This is a genomic window from Prauserella rugosa, assembly GCF_000719975.1.
In the GTDB taxonomy this organism is placed as follows: Bacteria; Actinomycetota; Actinomycetes; order Mycobacteriales; family Pseudonocardiaceae; genus Prauserella; species Prauserella rugosa.
Window position 1 is genome coordinate 21,571 of the sequence record NZ_JOIJ01000017.1, and the last position, 16,262, is coordinate 37,832.

Below are 16,262 nucleotides of genomic sequence, written 5' to 3' on the forward strand. Positions count from 1 at the left end.
TGCCGCGCCCGACCGTAGCCGAGCCGCCCCCGGCACAGGTCACAGACCGGCACAACAGACGAAGATTGTGGGCAAGTCGTATCACGCGAGGCACGGCCCGCAGCTCACGTCCACCCGAACCGCCGATCCCCGATGACGGACCGTGTCCGCAAGGCTCCCCGGAGGTGTGGCTGTCCCGCGCACGCCCGCCGACGAAAAAGCCCCAGGACCCCGCGGCCGCCTGGGCGGCGGCCACGAGAGCCCTGGGGCTCGTCCGAACGGGTGGTTCAGGCCTGTCTCACGCGCGTGCGGTCAGGCGGGTGAGGCGCGATGCGGTCGGCCAGCGCACCTTGGTTGCCCAGCCGAGCTTCTCGAAGATCCAGATCAACCTGGCCGAGATGTCGATCTGACCGCGCAGCACGCCGTGGCGGGCACAGGTCGGGTCGGCGTGATGCAGGTTGTGCCAGGCCTCGCCGAAGGAGAAGATCGCCAGCGGCCAGAAGTTGGCCGCCTTGTCCCTGCTCGTGAACGGCCGCTCGCCGAGCATGTGACAGATCGAGTTGACCGACCACGTCACGTGGTGCAGCAGTCCGATCCGGACGAGCCCGGCCCAAAACAACGCCGTCACGCCACCCCAGACCGACCAGGTGATCAGCCCGCCCAGCACCGCGGGCAACAGGAAGCTGGCGACGACCCACAGCGGGAACAGCCGGTCCACCGTGCGGATGTCGCGGTCCTGCGCCAGGTCGGGGGCGAACCGGTCGACGTTCGTGATCTCCCGCTCGAACAGCCACCCCATGTGGGCGTGCCAGAAGCCCTTCGCCAGCGCGGCGGGCGAGGTGCCGAACAGCCACGGGGAGTGTGGATCGCCTGCACGGTCGGAGAACGCGTGGTGCCTGCGGTGATCGGCGACCCACGTGGTCACCGGCCCCTGCGCGGAGAAGCTGCCCGCGATCGCGAGTGCGATCCGCAGCGGACGGTTGGCCTTGTAAGAGCCGTGCGTGAACAACCGGTGGTACCCCGCGGTCACGCCGAGCCCGCTGACGACGAAGAACGCCGCGCCGAGCGCGATGTCGACCCAGCTCAGGCCCCATCCCCATGCGAACGGGACCGCGACGGCGATGGCGAGCAGCGGCGCGAGGACGAAGATCTTGACGGTGATGTGTTCGGGCAGCGACGTACGCCCGGAGATGATGGGTTTGGGACGGCGAGTACCACCGGAATGCTCGGTTTCCTCAGCTGTCTGGGTAGCGGACATGCACACCTCGTGTCGGTTACGACCGCGGCGGGCGCCGGCAGCGTCCACCTCGGGCGTCGGCCTTCACGCCGACGCGTCGATACGCCTGCCGCCCTGCGCGGTGGGTTCTGAAGTTCGGAAGAATCGGTTTCGGACGGGATTCGAGAGGCGAGCCGACCCCCACTCGGCTGCGATGACAGGCCCGTCGACGCGGTCGACGCGGGCGGAAAGCGCCGGGCTGTGGGGGCTCCGATCTATCGGGGTCGTCATGGCTGGGTGCCCGGCCGTCTACCACCGACGCTACCGGAGTTGTCCCTGCCTGGCCATGACGCCGAATTCACCTCACGCAGCCGCCGCGGAACGCCACTCGCGCCGGTGGACGCAGCGTGCGGGCCGCGCGTGCCCGGGTGCGACGGCCGGGTGACGCTCCCACGCGAGCGGGTTCGCCGCAGGTCGTAGACTACGGTCGGTAGTAACTGTGGAGGTCCGGTGATCACTGGCTATGCGATCGCGGTGTCGGCCTGCGCGGCCGGTGTCGCGATCTGGGCGTTCGTCCTCGTCGTGCTGAACCGCGCACCGGAGAAACCCCTCCTGATGGGCATCGGCGGGGTCGAGGCACTGCTCGCGATCCAGGTCGTCGTGTCCGTCGTGATGATGGTCGGCGGCGGACGGCCGGGCAGCATGATCACGTTCCTGGCCTACCTGTTCGGCGCGCTGCTGGTGCTGCCGCTCGGCACGGTGTGGGCGCTGGCCGAACGCACCAGGTCCAGCACGGCCGTCCTCGGCATCGCGTGCCTGACCGTGCCGGTCCTGTTGTTGCGGATGGTCGAGGTGTGGGGTGGCGCCAGTGCCTGACGAACGGACCGAACGGGCCGGACAGCCCGCACCGGAGCGCCCAGCCACGGCCAGCGGGCCGGGACGCGTACTGATCGCGGTCTACGCGATCTTCGCCGTCGCCGCGACCTCCCGCGCCGCCGTGCAGATCGCGACCCGCTTCGACGAGGCGCCGATTCCCTACGTGCTGTCTGCGTTCGCGGCCGTCGTGTACCTGCTCGCGACGTTCGCGCTCGCCCGCACCGGCAAGGCGTGGTGGCAGGTCGCACTCGTGGCGTGCTCGGTCGAACTCGCGGGCGTGCTCGTGGTGGGCACGTTGAGCGTGTTCGACCGCGCCGCCTTCCCCGACGCCGCGGTGTGGTCGAACTACGGCATGGGCTATCTGTTCATTCCGCTGGTGCTGCCGGTGATCGGGTTGCTGTGGCTGCGCAGGACGCGGCCGGCCTGATCACGCCCCCGATCACACCCACATCGACGCGATCACGACGTTGACCAGCGTCGCTCCCGCGAGTGCGTGGAAGATGCCGCGGCCCGTGTCCGGCCTGCGCCACAGGATGTGCGCGAGCACGAGGACGACGACCGCGATGAGGAGCTTGACGCCGATCTTCATGTGGATGACGCCACCACCGGCGACCCCGGCCGAGGCCAGCCCGGCCAGTGCCAGTCCCGTGACGACCTGAGCGCTCGCTCCCCAGAGCATGATCTTGCCGGACTGCTCGGCCGGTCCGAGCCAGCGCGTGACGATGCCGCTCACCAACAGGGCCATGCCCAGCAGGTGCAACACGACGAGAAGGTTGTAGACGATGTCCATGCACGGACTTTACTACATGCCGTCGTAGAAAAGGGGCGGACGGGACGAACCGTCGGCCACCGGGCACCTACAGGGGCACCGCGAACAACGACACCGAGGTCACGAGCGCACCCGCGGCGATGAGGCACGCCAGCGGCCAGGCCAGCGGGAGCCGCTGCCCCTCCGGCGCCCGCAACCGCTGGATACGCGCCTGCACCGGGGCGTCGGCCACCGGCATGGCGCCTGCGGGCGTCCCCGCGCCGTTACCGTTCGCCCGGAACCGCTCCAACGCGCTGGCCAGCGGCTCCCTGCCCCTGGAATGCACCGCGCGGTCGTCGGCGCACATCTCGACGAGCAGCTCGATCGTCGAACACACCCGCGTCAACAACGCACTGCCCGGCAACAGCCGCCGCAACGCCTGGAACGGGGCGACCACGAGGTGGTGCCGTTCGCGGGCGTGGGCGCGCTCGTGGGCGAGCACGGCGTCGAGTTCCTCGTCGGTGAGCAGCTGCCGAGCACCCGCGCTGACGACGATGTGCGGCGTACGTCCCGGCAGGCAGTACGCCACGGCGACCGGGTGGTCCACCACGAGCGCGCCGGTGTCCTGGCGCGCCACGAGCTGCAGGAGCAACCGGTGCCGCGCCCGTGCGCGTGCGGTGCTGCGCAGGCACAGCAGTTGGTTGACCAGCACCCAGCCGCCGACGGCAAGGCCCAGCGCCACGGCACCGAGGTGCCAGACGTCGAGCTCACGGAACCGCCACGGCAGGTCGACGAGCGCGGGCAGCAGACCGCGGCCGTACGGTTCGAGCCCGAACGACAACAACGCTCCGACGAGCGAGACGACCAGGGTCAGGGAACTGATCTGCCACAGCACGAGCGCAGCCCGCGGGTGGCAGTGGGTCCAGCGGCCGCGCAGAAGCCAGAGCGACACGAGCACGGCCGTCGTACCCGCAACGAGGTGGTGCGCGGCGAGGGTCACGGCGACTCGCCCCGCTCGAGCGCCTTGCGGAGGGCGTCGGCCTCGTCGTTGGTCACCGACTGCGCGAACCGCACCAGTGCGGAGTCGCGGTCACCGGTCATCTCCAACGCCTCGAGCATCAGCTCGGCGACGTACTCCTCCCGCGTCGCGGCCGGTGCGTACAGCCATGCGCGACCGGAACGCTTCCTGCGCACCACGCCCTTCGCCGCCAGCCGGGTCAGTACCGTCATCACCGTCGTGTACGCCAGGTCCCGGTCGGACAGCTCCTCGTGGACGGCGCGCACAGTGGCGGGTTCGGCCCGCGCCCAGAGCACTTCCATCACCGCGCGCTCCAGTTCACCCAGCTTCGCCACGTCCACCCTTTCGCCGTGTGTCCACCGGAAATTCAACCATGACCGGCGGGCCGGCGGGTGCGGCTTGTGACCCTTTCGGCGCTCTGCCGCGCTGGTGACGGTGCTCTCTGCGCTGATCACGGATGGTTCACTCCGGCTACGGCGAAGGTGACGGGGTCGAGCGGCTGGCCCGTCTCGTACTGCTCGTTGAACAGCTCACGGCCGTCTTCGGTGAGCACGGCGGGCACGTCCCGCCACACCCGCAGACCGGCCTCGACCACCGGTTCGGCGGGTGCGAGTTCGGCGAGCGGCGTGCGCCGCGTGGTGTCCGGCCAGTGCTCGATGTCGACGACGGTCAGGCGTGCCCCGCCGTCGGTGAACTCGATCCACGGGTCGTAGAGCATCACGTACAGCAGGCCGGCGTGCCCGACGAGGCGCACGTCACCGCGGTACCGCAGGACATTCGGGTCCGCCCGCACGGACTCATCGGACCCGGCAGTCTCGACGGGCTCGGCAGGCTCGAAGTGGAAGTAGCTGCCGTCGACGACACTGCCGCCGTCCTTGGCGCCGCATCCGCCGTCGCGCAGTCTGGCCACGTACGCCACGAAGCTGCGTTTCAGTCCCCACGTCAAGCCCGGCTGCGGGTCACCCACGCGACCTCCTCGTCACTCCTGTGCCGGTCCGACGCGACGCCGAGGGCTCCCGGACACGCTCGGCCGCAGATCCGCGGACCTCCACGTGGCCGGGAGGGTACGGGATCGCGCGGGCGGTGGACAGGGCCTGTGATCGGGCTCGTGAGTGAGGTGCGCGAGGTCAGGCAGTGCCGACGGCGTCCTGGAGTTCGGCGCCTGCTTCGGTGGCCGTGCGGGCGCAGTGGGCGCAGCAGAAGAACCGGCCGTCGGCCGAGACGCCGTGTCCGATCACGCGGCATCCGCAGTGCTCACACACGGGCGCCAACTGGTGGATGGCGCATTCGAACGAGTCGAAGACGTGCACCCCGCCGCCGCGCGTGCGGATCTCGAACGTCAGGTCGTAGTCGTTTCCACAGACTTCGCAGGTCGCCATGGCTCGCTCCTTCGCATCGGCTGCGGACACGCATAGACGTTCCCGCATGTGTCGGAGGAAAACGTGGCGGATCAGCGAACCGGGCGGGACGACCGGGCCAACCGCGAGGGCCACCAGATGCGCCGCCCGATGTCCACCGCCAGTGCGGGCACGAGCAGCGAACGCACCAGCAGCGTGTCGAGCAGGACGCCGAACGCGACGATGAAGGCGAGCTGGGCGAGGAACAGGATCGGCAGCACGGCCAGCGCCGCGAACGTCGCCGCCAGGACCACGCCTGCCGACGTGATCACCCCACCGGTCACCGTGAGCGCCCGAAGCGTGCCGTCCCGCGTGCCGAGTGTGAACGCCTCCTCGCGGGCCCGCGTCATGAGGAAGATGTTGTAGTCGATCCCGAGGGCCACGAGGAACACGAACCCGAACAGCGGAACCACCGGATCCGCGCCGGGAAAGCCCAGGACGTGGTTGAACACCAGCGCGGACACACCCATGGTCGCCGCGAACGACAGCACGACCGTGCCCACCAACAGCAACGGCGCGAGGATCGACCGCAACAGCAGGCACAGCACGCCGAGCACGACGACGAGCACCACGGGGATGATCACCGTGCGATCGCGCTGCGAGGTGTCCTGGGTGTCGAGCAGGACCGCGGTCTCGCCACCGACCTCGGCGTCGACGCCCGGCCGGTCCGTCAGGGCGGCCCGGATGTCGCGCACGATGCCGATGGCCTGTTCGGAATCGGGCGGCGGCTCGAGCACGGCGTCGATGCGCACCAACTCACCCGCGGTTCCCGCAGGCCGCACGGACGCCACACCGTCGACTCCGCCGACGACGGATACGACCGACCGAGCATCGGCCGCGTTCGTCATCACGATCGTCGGGGCACCGGTGCCGCCAGGGAAGTGCCTGCCCAAGGCCTCCTGACCGGCGACCGAGTCGACCTCGGTGAGGAACACGTCCGACTGCGCCGTCCCGCTCGCCTGCAGCTGGCCGATGAACCCGGCCCCGACGGCCAACACCAGCGCCGAGCCGATCCAGATCGCACGGGGCCGCCCGTCGACGAACCGGGCGATGCGGTTCCACACGCCTGCCCGGCCGCGCGACGTCGTGGGCCGGAACGGCCAGAACGCGGCCCGTCCAGCCACTGCCAGGACGAACGGCAGGAACGTCATCGACGCGAGCAGCGCCGCGCCGACGCCGATGGCCGCGACCGGACCGAGGCCCTTGTTGGAGTTCAGGTCGCTCAGCAACAGACATAGCACGCCCAGGATGACGGTGCCGGCCGAGGCGCCGACGGGCTCGACGGTCGCCCGCCATGCTCGCCGCATCGCGGAGAACCGGTCATGCCCGTCAGCCAGCTGTTCCCGGTAGCGCGCGACGAGTAGCAGCGCATAGTCGGTCGCGGCGCCGAACACGAGGATGAACAGAATTCCCTGGCTCTGGCCGTTGAGGGCGAGCACATCGGCATCGGCCAGCAGATAGACGACGAGGCTGGCCAGCCCGAGCGCGAGGACCGCCGAGACCAGCACCATCAGCGGTAACAGCGGCGAGCGATAGACCACCAGCAGGATCACCGCGACGACGGCGCCTGCGACCAGCAACAGCAGTCCGTCGATACCGCCGAACGCCTCCCCGAGGTCCGCGGCCTGCCCCGCCGGCCCGGTCACGTACACCTCGAGCCCGCCCGGACGATCCGAGTCCGCCTGCTGGCGCAGCGCCTCGACGGCAGCATCCGGCTCACCCGCCACGGGGACGACGAACTGCGCCGCCCCGCCGTCCGGGGAGGTGATCAGCGGCGTGGCGCCCTGCCCGCGCAGGTCGTCGAGGAACCCGCGGTCTACCGCCGTCAGGGGCATCCCGCCGCCGCGTTCGGCGACCACGATCGCCGGGACGCCGGCCCCTTCGCCGCCGAACCGGGGCAACAGCTCCGAGACGGCCGTGGACTCGGCGGAGGCGGGCAGGAACGAGGTGTTGTCGGTCCGGGCCACCTCGCTCAACTTGCCCGCGTACGGACCGCCGATCCCACCGACGACCAGCCAGCCGAGGATCGCCACGGCGGGCAGGAGAACGCGGGCGGCCAACCGTCGTCGGGAGGAATCCACTCGGCAAAACTACCCGATCCTTCTAAGCTCACGCGCCATGAACGCCGTGAGCACCACCTCCAGCGGAGCACCGGAGTCCGCGAAGGCCACGCTGCGCCGTTACCTGCAGCAGGCGCGCGAGGCGATGCTGTGGAAGCTCGACGGCGTGACCGAGTACGACGCCCGCAGGCCGTTGACCCCGACGGGGACGAACCTGCTGGGCCTGGTCAAGCACGTCGCAGGGGTCGAGTTCGGATACCTGTCGGAGGTGTTCGGCTACGGCGAGGGTGCACCCGGGTGGCTCGACGGCTCCGATCCCGACCCACAGGTCGACATGTGGGCACGTCCCGACGAAACGCGCGAGGACGTCGTCGCGCTGTACCGCACCGCATGGGCGAACACCGACGCGGCGATCGCGGAGCTGACCCTGGACACCGTGGGACGCGTGCCGCACTGGCCCGACGCGCGCAACCCGGTGACGTTCCAGCAGATCCTCGTCCACCTCGTCGCGGAGACCCACCGGCACGCAGGGCACGCCGACATCCTGCGCGAGGGGATCGACGGCGCCGCCGGTTACACGCCGTCAGCCACGAATCTGCCGCAGTGGGACGACAACGACGGTGGCTGGCCGGCCTACGTCGCGAAACTCGAGCAGGTCGCGGCCCGTTTCCGCGACTGAACGGCCCCCATGACACTACTGACCGGTAGGAGTAGGGTGGCCCACGTCCCGTGACGATGCGAACACCGTGTGGAACGTAGGTAGGGGTCCCCATGTCGTCCGACGGCAGCACTTCCAGCACTGCCAGCACCACCGGCGGCCGCCCAGGCCGGCCGGAGAGCCGCGACATCAGTTCGGACAGTCCGGTCATCGACCCGAACGTGCCGAGCACGGCGAGAGCCTACAGCGCGCTGCTGGGCGGCAAGGACGTCTACGAGAGCGACCGCAAGATCGTCGCGGCGCTCGAGCACGCCTTCGGTGACCCGCAGACCGCCGCGCGCACGAACCGGCAGTGGCTCATCCGCGTGGTGCGCTGGCTGAGCTCGACGCGGGGTATCAACCAGTTCCTCGACTGCGGCTCGGGTATGCCGGAGGCGGAGAACGTGCACGAGGTCGCGCAGCGCTACAACCCACAGGCGCGCGTGGTCTACAACGACAACGACCCGACGGTGCTCGCCTACGGCCGCGCCCTGCTGGCCGAGAACGAGCACACCGCATTCGTGGGAGAGGACTTCCGCGACCCGCAGAAGGTGCTGAACTCGCCCGAGGTGCAGCGGCTGATCGACTTCGACGAGCCGGTCGCGATGATCCACTGCTTCTCGCTGCACCACTTCCCCGACGAGCCGCGCCCGGTCAAGGACATCCTCGACGAGTACATGGCGGCGTTCCCGAGCGGCAGCTATCTGGCCCTCACGCACATCACCTACCCGCGGCCGGAGAACGACCCGACGGGCAGGGCCGCCGAGATCTGCGACGAGATCCGTGGCCGCATCCGCGAACTCGGCATGGACTCCGGATACTGGCGCAATTACGACCACGTGCTGTCTTACTTCGACGGCCTCGAGATGGTGCCGCCGGGACTCGTCCGCACCGCCGAGTGGTGGCCGTCCGGACCGCCGGCGCTGACCGAACTCGACGACGTGATGTTCGGCGGAGTCGCCCGCAAACCGTGATCGACCCCGGTGTGGGCCGCGGTCCACACCGGGGCTCTCGTCACGCGTCCGGCCGGACGTGCACCATGAAGTAGACGGGCCGCTTCTCGGGCAGCAGCTGCCGTCCGTTCTCGTCGACCATCTTCCAGCGCACCTTGCACGTGGTCGGTTCCTGCGCGGCGCGCGCGGTGACGGGAACCTTCACGGTGTCGCCGGGCGCGGTATCCGGGATCTCCACCCGCGGGGGCGTGTCGCAGAACCGCGGCCCGGTGGCGTTCTCCATGCGCTGCAGGAACCGGTCCTTCCAGTGCACACTGCCCGCGTTGAGCAGTTCGAACGTCCTGGTGAACTGCTGGTTCGGTGCGACGACCGCACCGTCCTGGATGCCGAGATCGGCCGCGAGCGCGCTGTCGTCGCCGGGGTGCACCGGTTCGGTCAACGCGACGGTGTCGGCCTCCCCTGCCGAGCCGGACCGGGCGTGGGCCTGCCGCGGTTCCTCGTCGTCGCCGAGCCGGAAGCCGAGCACCGCCGCGGCGGCGATCAACACCACGAGTGGCGCCACGAGCCACGCCTTCGCCCAGCTGCGCCGCGTCCCCTCCGACGAGCGCTGCTCCGGAAGTGCGACCACCCCGTCCCAGACGTCGACCCGCGGGTCGGTCGCCGAGTGCCGCGTGCCGCCCCCGGTGCTGGCCGGTTCGGTGCCCGTCGGTTCGGTGCTGGCCGGTTCGGTGCTCGTCGGCTGAGCGCTGTCTGTGTCGGTGTTGTTCGACTCGGTGCTGGTCGAGCCGGTCGTGGATCCGGCCGTGCCCGAGTCGGCGGTGGCCGGGGCGTCCGGCGGGATCTCACCGGACAGGATCGCCTTCGTCCTGGCGTAGCGCGCGGACCACTCGGCCTCGTCCCCGCCGCAGGCACGGACGAATTCCCGGACCGTCTCCCACGGCTGCAACCTGCGGCCCTTCACGGTCAGGTGGAGCGTCGCATGGGAAACGGCTCCGGACCTTTCCGCCATCCTCCGGAACGAGGGATCGCCGGCCTCGCTCCGCAACTGCCTCAGCCCCGCCGTGAATTCTTCGAGCGCGGCCGGTTTCTGCTCACCTTCGGAATCGGACACGACTGTTCGGCCTCCTTCTGGGCGTGCTGCGACTTCGACGCTGCCGATCGGGCCGCGGTTGCCGCCACGTCAGAAATAGTCCTCGCATTGTCACGCGCCCGGCCCGCGGCGTCACCCGACGTAGTGAGGCAATCCGGGCCGACATCGCCGCGGTGAACCGCGACTGACCTGGGCGTCCATCGTCGCCGGGACGGGTGGCGTCCCTGTCTGACGCTGTCAAACGGTGTCCGAAGAACTGTCAAACACGTTCCGGACACCGCTGCGGTTCGCCACTGTTCTTCTCGCAGACATTCCAGCAGCGGAAGAGGAACCGATGACACCGAAAAGCCGGACCGGGCGGTTGGCCGCGAAAGCCGCCACCGGCCTCGCGGCGACGGCCGTGCTGGCGAGCGGTCCACTCGCCGCGTCGGCGAGTTCGCCGGACGCGGGGACCGCCGCGCAGGCGCTTCCCGAGGTCAACATGGAAGCGGTGCTGAAGGCGGCGCAGATCGACCCGCAACGGCCCGACCAGACGCTGACCGACGGCGCCGCCCCGCACGTCAGGAAGGTCGAACGCGAGCTCGCCGACCGCGGACTACTCGATCGCGAGTACGTCGATGGGCACTACGGCACGACCACCCTGAAGGCCTACGCCGACTACCAGCGCTCACTGGGCTACACCGGACTCGCCGCGAACGGCATCCCCGGCAAGCGGTCGCTGACGAGCCTCGGCGACGGCACCTTCGACGTCACCCGTGTCGTGAGCCCGGGAGCCCGCACCACGTTCGACGGCGCGACGTTCAACCAGCGCACCGCGAACATGCTGCGGGAGGCGCAGCGGCTGTCCGGGGTGACGTTCGACGTCGAACAGGGTTCGTACAACCCGGGCGGCGACCCGACGTCGGCCGGCACGCACGACGGTGGCGGCGCGGTCGACCTCTACGTCGACGGCATCAGCCCGAAGAAGCGCACCCACGTCGTGCGCCAGCTGCGGAAGGTCGGCTTCGCCGCCTGGTACCGCTCGCCCGCGCAGGGCGACTGGGGACCGCACATCCACGCCGTCGCACTCGCCGACCCGGACCTGTCCGAACCGGCCCGCGCCCAGACCGGCGACTACTACCTGGGCAAGAACGGCCTCGCCAACGATCTGCCCGACGACGGACCGAAGGTCGAACCGATCACGACCTGGGAGGGATACCAGCGATCGCCATGACGAACAGAACCGTACGCATCGACTTCTGACCACGTCCGAGTTCCGGACGATTCCGGGACCCACATTTCTTCGAGTACCGCATTTTTCGAGAGAGGGAGAACCATGAGATTCCGCAGGATCGCCGCCGCGGTGGGAGCCGTCGCGGTCACCGCAGGTACCGCCCTGTTGTCGGCGGGAGCCGGACAGGCCTCGGCCGCCCCGGCGTTCAAGATGCCGTTCGAATGCGGCTACACGGCCACGGCCGCCACGTGGCAGGGGCACAGCCCCGAACTGTCCGTCGACTGGCAGAAGTCCGGCATCACCGGCGACACGGTCGTCGCTTCGGCGGGCGGCACCGTGACCCGGGTGGCCGACACCGGCGGCACCAGCTACGGCAAGTGGATCGAGATTGACCACGGCGGTGGCTGGACCACACGCTACGCGCACCTGTCCTCGCAGTCGGTCAGCCAGGGCCAGAAGGTCAGCACCGGAACGAAGATCGGCGCGGCAGGCGCGACGGGCGGAGTCTCCGGACCCCACCTGCACTACGAACAGCGCCTCAACGGTGCCGACCAGAAGGTCGTCGTCGACGGCAAGGCCGTGCCCTACTACGGCAAGACCGACTTCACCAGCAAGAACTGCGGCGGCGGTGGCGGCGGCGGAAACCCGTACACCCCGAAGGAGATCTGCGGTTCCGGCTTCTCGGTCATCAACGAGAAGGGCCTGGACGGCAACGGCAGGGTCTACCTGCTGTACAACTCCGGCACCGGCAAGAACTGCGTGACCACGGTCAAGAACACGAAGATCGGCACCAAGAGCCCGGCTTCGACCTTCCTCGAGGTCCAGGGCGGTGACCGCAAGACCGACAAGGGCGAGTTCAGCTACTACGCGGGTCCGGTCAAGCAGGCCGCGGCCGACAAGTGCGTCAAGTGGGGCGGCTCGGTCGGCGACAAGTCGTTCACCAGCAAGTTCGGCCACTGCGGCTCGTAAGAGAACCGCGGCTCGCACCGGCGGCTGTCCACACGCGACAGACGCAGGGGAACCCGACCACGAGGAGATCAGCAATGCGCAAGATCGCAGCGACGGCGCTGCTGGCGGCGGTCGCCACGGCCGCGTTCGGCCCCGTCGCACACGCAGAACAGCCGCAGACCGCGGCAGGCTCGGTGAACATGGAGAAGGTCGTCAAGGCCGCCATGTGGGATCCGTACAAGCCGAACTCGTCGATCACCCCCGGTGCCGGCGACTCGGTGAAGAAGGTCGAGAAGGCGTTGGCGGACAAGGGAATGCTCGCCGGCAAGTACGTCGACGGCCACTTCGGTACGTCCACGGTGGACGCGTACGCGAAGTACCAGCGCTCCCTCGGTCATTCCGGTCTGGCCGCCAGCGGCCTTCCCGGCAAGGGGTCGCTGACCCAGCTCGGCAAGGCAGCCGGGTTCGCCGTCGACCACAAGATCGGTGTCGGCGGGAAGGTGACGCTCGGTTCCGGTGACGTGCTGAACCGCCGCACGCTGAACATGTTCGAAGAGGCCGAGAAGCGTTCGGGCATCGACATGACCATCACGCAGGGGTCGTACACGGGCTCGAACCCCGGGTCGGCAGGCACGCACGACGGCGGCGGCGCCGTGGACATCTCGGTCCGCGGTATCGACGCGACGAAGGCGACCAAGGCACTGCGCCAGGTCGGTTTCGCCGCGTGGCACCGCACCGCCGACCAGGGCGACTGGTCGCCGCACATCCACGCCATCGCGATCAGCGACACCGACATGTCCCCCGCCGCGCAGGCACAGGTGGGCGACTACTACCTCGGCAAGAACGGCTTGGCCAACCACGCGCCGGACGACGGTCCGAAGGTCAAGAAGGTGACGTGGGAGGAGTACCGCCGCAGCAACTGACCGTCCGCGGGCCCGACCCACTGGGGGTATGCACGGGCGGCTTCCTCCCTTGTAACCCGGCTGTCCGTGCATACCGGGCCCGGCCGTGAGGCCCGGCCGATACCGCCCCCGGTTCGTCCCACCCCCGAGCGACGAACCGGGGCGGCTCCGTGTCCATCCCCAGAGTTGCAACACGGGCCCCTGGAACTGCAACACGGGCCCCTGGGGTTGCAACACGCGTTCCCGAAACCGCAACACGGGCTCCGGAGACCGCAACACGGCGGCTCAGCTTACGTAGTCGGCCAGGTGCTGGCCGGTGAGCGTGGCGCGGGTGGCGACCAGGTCGGCCGGCGTGCCCTCGTAGACGATCCGGCCGCCGTCGTGGCCCGCGCCGGGGCCGAGGTCGATGATCCAGTCGGCGTGCGCCATCACCGCCTGGTGATGCTCGATGACGATGACGGTCCTGCCCGAGTCGACGAGCCGGTCGAGCAGTCCGAGCAACTGGTCGACGTCGGCCAGGTGCAGACCGGTCGTCGGCTCGTCGAGCACGTACACCCCGGCCCCGTCGGTCATCTGCGTCGCCAGCTTCAGCCGCTGCCGTTCACCGCCCGACAACGTCGTCAGCGGCTGTCCCAACGTCAGGTAGCCCAGCCCGACGTCGTCGAGCCGCTTGAGGATCTTGTGCGCCGCGGGCACCTTGGCCTCGTCGGAGGAGAAGAACGCCTCGGCGTGGGCGACCGACATCGCGAGCACCTGGCTGATGTCCTTGCCGCCGAAGGTGTACTCCAGCACCTCGGCCTGGAACCGCTTGCCCTCGCACACCTCGCACGGGGTGGGCACGCCCGCCATGATCGCCAGGTCGAGGTAGATCACCCCGGCGCCGTTGCAGTTCGGGCACGCACCCTCGGAGTTGGCGCTGAACAGCCCGGGTTTGACCCCGTTGGCCTTCGCGAACGCCTTGCGGATGGGTTCGAGCGCCCCGGTGTAGGTGGCCGGATTCGAACGTCGTGACCCCTTGATCGCTCCCTGGTCCACGAGCACCACGCCGTCGCGTCCGGTGAGCGAACCGTGGATCAGCGAACTCTTGCCCGAGCCGGCGACCCCGGTGACGACCGTGAGCACGCCGAGCGGGATGTCGACGTCGACGCCGGTGAGGTTGTGCAGGTCGGCGCCGCGGATCTCGAGCGCTCCGTCCCCGGTCCGCACCGACGGCTTCAGCGCCGCGCGGTCGTCGAGGTGTTTGCCGGTGAGCGTCTCGCTGGCGCGCAGGCCCTCGACCGTGCCCTCGAAACACACCGTGCCGCCGTCGCTTCCCGCGCCGGGGCCGAGGTCGACGACGTGGTCGGCGATCGCGATCGTCTCGGGTTTGTGCTCCACCACCAGCACCGTGTTTCCCTTGTCCCGCAACCGCAGCAGCAGGTCGTTCATGCGCTGGATGTCGTGCGGGTGCAGCCCGATGGTGGGCTCGTCGAAGACGTAGGTGACGTCGGTGAGCGACGAGCCGAGGTGCCGGATCAGCTTGGTGCGTTGCGCCTCACCGCCGGACAGGGTGCCGGAAGGACGGTCGAGGGACAGATAGCCCAGGCCGATCTCGACGAAGGAATCCAGTGTGGACTGCAAGGTCTCCAGCAACGGACGAACCTTGGGCGCGTCGATTCCGCGCACCCATTCGGCGAGATCGCTGATCTGCATCGCCGAGGCCTCCGCGATGTTGATCCCGTCGATCTTCGACGATCGCGCCGTCTCGTTCAGCCTCGTGCCGTCGCAGTCCGGGCAGGCGGTGAACGTGATGGCCTTGTCGACGAACGCTCCGATGTGGGGCTGCATCGCCTCGCGGTCCTTCGACAACATCGACTTCTGCAACTTCGGGATGATCCCCTCGTAGGTGAGGTTGATCCCGTCCACCTTGATCTTCGTCGGCTCCTTGTACAGCAGGTCGTCCAGTTCGGACTTGCTGAACTCGCGCAGCGGCTTGTCCGGGTCGAAGAATCCGCAGCCGATGTAAATGCGCCCGTACCAGCCTTCCGCGCCCCAGCCGGGGATCGTGAACGGACCCTCGCGCAGCGACTTGCTGTCGTCGTACATCGCGGACAGATCGAAGTCGGTGACGCGCCCGGTGCCCTCGCACGTCGAACACATCCCGCCGAGCACGCTGAAGGTGCGCTTCTCCTTGACCTTCTTGCCGCCGCGCTCCATCGTGACCGCGCCCGCACCGCTGACGGACGCCACGTTGAACGAGAACGCCTTCGGCGAACCGATGTGCGGCTCGCCGAGCTTGCTGAACAGGATGCGCAGCATCGCGCCGGTGTCGGTCGCGGTGCCGACGGTCGACCGCGGGTCGGCGGCCATCCGTTCCTGGTCGACGATGATCGCCGTGGTGAGCCCGTCCAGCACGTCGACGTCCGGCCGGGCCAGCGTGGGCATGAACCCCTGGACGAAGGTGCTGTAGGTCTCGTTGATCAGCCGCTGCGACTCCGCGGCGATCGTGGCGAACACGAGCGAGCTCTTGCCCGACCCGGACACCCCGGTGAACACCGTCAGGCGCCGTTTCGGCAGTTCGATACTGATGTCGGCGAGATTGTTCTCGCGCGCGCCCTGGACGCGGATCAGGTCATGACTGTCGGCGGCCGGTCGTTCCGGGCTCATCGGAGTCTCCAGGTTGTCGGTCTCAGCGGCGGGTGAGCCGCACGATCGGATACTGCCTGCTGTGCTTGCGCTGATACGTGGCCATCGCGCTCACCCCGCCTGCTGGATGCGGATCATGGTGCCCGCGGGGTCGCGCACCACGCAGTCGCGGATGCCGTACGGCTGGTCGATGGGTTCCTGGACGACCTCGACGTCGCCCTGCTGGACCTTGGCGAAGGCCGCGTCGACGTCCGGAGCCGACAGATTGATCATGGCGAACGTGCCCTTGGCCATCATCTCCTCGATGAGGCGGCGTTCGTCGTCGGTGAGTCCCGGCGTCGCGGCGGGCGGATACAGCACGATGGAGGTCTCCGGCTGGCCCGGCGGGCCGACGGTGATCCAGTGCATGTCGCCGTACTCGACGTGGTTGCGGACCTCGAAACCGAGCACGTCACGGTAGAACGCGAGCGCCTCGTCGGGGTCGGTGAGCGGAAGCATGGCCTGGGCGATGGTGAGGTCTGTGCTGGTCATGGCTTCACG

The 16,262-nt window shown here is 69.3% G+C and carries 17 protein-coding genes; 7 read left to right on the forward strand and 10 right to left on the reverse strand.

The features are described from left to right. Nucleotides 1-277: 277 nt before the first annotated feature. The gene (locus tag IF64_RS0120060; protein WP_030533693.1) at nt 278-1,237 is read right to left on the reverse strand and encodes an acyl-CoA desaturase; all 960 of its coding nucleotides are present in this window, start codon (nt 1,235-1,237) and stop codon (nt 278-280) included. A 468-nt stretch (nt 1,238-1,705) separates the two neighbouring features. On the opposite strand from IF64_RS0120060, the gene IF64_RS0120065 reads away from it, so the two are divergent. Both IF64_RS0120065 and IF64_RS0120070 read left to right on the forward strand, forming a co-directional pair. Beyond that, nucleotides 1,706-2,071, forward strand: coding sequence for a hypothetical protein (locus IF64_RS0120065; protein ID WP_030533694.1), 366 nt, complete (start codon nt 1,706-1,708; stop codon nt 2,069-2,071). Next, a complete protein-coding gene (locus IF64_RS0120070; RefSeq protein ID WP_030533695.1) occupies nt 2,064-2,498 on the forward strand; it encodes a hypothetical protein in 435 nt (144 codons plus the stop codon). The genes IF64_RS0120065 and IF64_RS0120070 overlap by 8 nt, the downstream gene beginning before the upstream one ends. Nucleotides 2,499-2,510: 12 nt before the next feature. Here IF64_RS0120070 and IF64_RS0120075 read toward each other — a convergent pair whose 3' ends face one another. The 6 genes from IF64_RS0120075 to IF64_RS0120100 form a co-directional block, all read right to left on the reverse strand. Beyond that, nucleotides 2,511-2,861, reverse strand: a complete 351-nt coding sequence (locus tag IF64_RS0120075) for a hypothetical protein (RefSeq protein ID WP_030533696.1) — start codon at nt 2,859-2,861, stop codon at nt 2,511-2,513. Nucleotides 2,862-2,928: 67 nt separating this feature from the next. After that, complete coding sequence (locus IF64_RS0120080; RefSeq protein WP_030533697.1) at nt 2,929-3,819, reverse strand: M56 family metallopeptidase; 891 nt, start codon at nt 3,817-3,819, stop codon at nt 2,929-2,931. Beyond that, nucleotides 3,816-4,178: a BlaI/MecI/CopY family transcriptional regulator gene (locus tag IF64_RS0120085; protein ID WP_036877294.1), complete on the reverse strand. Its 363-nt coding sequence runs from the start codon at nt 4,176-4,178 to the stop codon at nt 3,816-3,818. The genes IF64_RS0120080 and IF64_RS0120085 overlap by 4 nt, the downstream gene beginning before the upstream one ends. Nucleotides 4,179-4,288: 110 nt before the next feature. Then, nucleotides 4,289-4,804, reverse strand: a complete 516-nt coding sequence (locus IF64_RS26255) for an HtaA domain-containing protein (protein ID WP_051758022.1) — start codon at nt 4,802-4,804, stop codon at nt 4,289-4,291. Nucleotides 4,805-4,964: 160 nt separating this feature from the next. Continuing rightward, on the reverse strand, nt 4,965-5,216 hold the full coding sequence (locus tag IF64_RS0120095) for a hypothetical protein (protein WP_030533700.1): 252 nt from the start codon (nt 5,214-5,216) through the stop codon (nt 4,965-4,967). A 71-nt stretch (nt 5,217-5,287) separates the two neighbouring features. Continuing rightward, the gene (locus IF64_RS0120100) at nt 5,288-7,315 is read right to left on the reverse strand and encodes an MMPL family transporter (protein WP_030533701.1); all 2,028 of its coding nucleotides are present in this window, start codon (nt 7,313-7,315) and stop codon (nt 5,288-5,290) included. A 37-nt stretch (nt 7,316-7,352) separates the two neighbouring features. On the opposite strand from IF64_RS0120100, the gene IF64_RS0120105 reads away from it, so the two are divergent. Beyond that, nucleotides 7,353-7,973, forward strand: coding sequence for a DinB family protein (locus IF64_RS0120105; protein WP_036877296.1), 621 nt, complete (start codon nt 7,353-7,355; stop codon nt 7,971-7,973). Nucleotides 7,974-8,161: 188 nt separating this feature from the next. Further along, entirely contained in the window at nt 8,162-8,965 is an 804-nt protein-coding gene (locus tag IF64_RS0120110) for an SAM-dependent methyltransferase (RefSeq protein ID WP_281292288.1), read from the forward strand. Nucleotides 8,966-9,005: 40 nt separating this feature from the next. Here IF64_RS0120110 and IF64_RS0120115 read toward each other — a convergent pair whose 3' ends face one another. Continuing rightward, nucleotides 9,006-10,055: an NBR1-Ig-like domain-containing protein gene (locus IF64_RS0120115; RefSeq protein WP_030533704.1), complete on the reverse strand. Its 1,050-nt coding sequence runs from the start codon at nt 10,053-10,055 to the stop codon at nt 9,006-9,008. 313 nt (nt 10,056-10,368) lie between these two features. On the opposite strand from IF64_RS0120115, the gene IF64_RS0120120 reads away from it, so the two are divergent. From IF64_RS0120120 to IF64_RS0120130, 3 genes are all read left to right on the forward strand, one after another. Further along, nucleotides 10,369-11,247, forward strand: coding sequence for a peptidoglycan-binding domain-containing protein (locus IF64_RS0120120; RefSeq protein WP_051758023.1), 879 nt, complete (start codon nt 10,369-10,371; stop codon nt 11,245-11,247). 102 nt (nt 11,248-11,349) lie between these two features. After that, nucleotides 11,350-12,216, forward strand: a complete 867-nt coding sequence (locus IF64_RS0120125; protein ID WP_030533706.1) for a M23 family metallopeptidase — start codon at nt 11,350-11,352, stop codon at nt 12,214-12,216. A gap of 74 nt (nt 12,217-12,290) precedes the next feature. Continuing rightward, the gene (locus IF64_RS0120130) at nt 12,291-13,118 is read left to right on the forward strand and encodes a peptidoglycan-binding domain-containing protein (RefSeq protein ID WP_030533707.1); all 828 of its coding nucleotides are present in this window, start codon (nt 12,291-12,293) and stop codon (nt 13,116-13,118) included. A gap of 264 nt (nt 13,119-13,382) precedes the next feature. Here IF64_RS0120130 and IF64_RS0120135 read toward each other — a convergent pair whose 3' ends face one another. Both IF64_RS0120135 and IF64_RS0120140 read right to left on the reverse strand, forming a co-directional pair. Beyond that, nucleotides 13,383-15,743, reverse strand: coding sequence for an ATP-binding cassette domain-containing protein (locus IF64_RS0120135; RefSeq protein ID WP_030533708.1), 2,361 nt, complete (start codon nt 15,741-15,743; stop codon nt 13,383-13,385). Between the two features lie 90 nt (nt 15,744-15,833). Continuing rightward, nucleotides 15,834-16,253, reverse strand: a complete 420-nt coding sequence (locus IF64_RS0120140) for a VOC family protein (protein WP_030533709.1) — start codon at nt 16,251-16,253, stop codon at nt 15,834-15,836. Between the last annotated feature and the right edge of the window lie 9 nt (nt 16,254-16,262).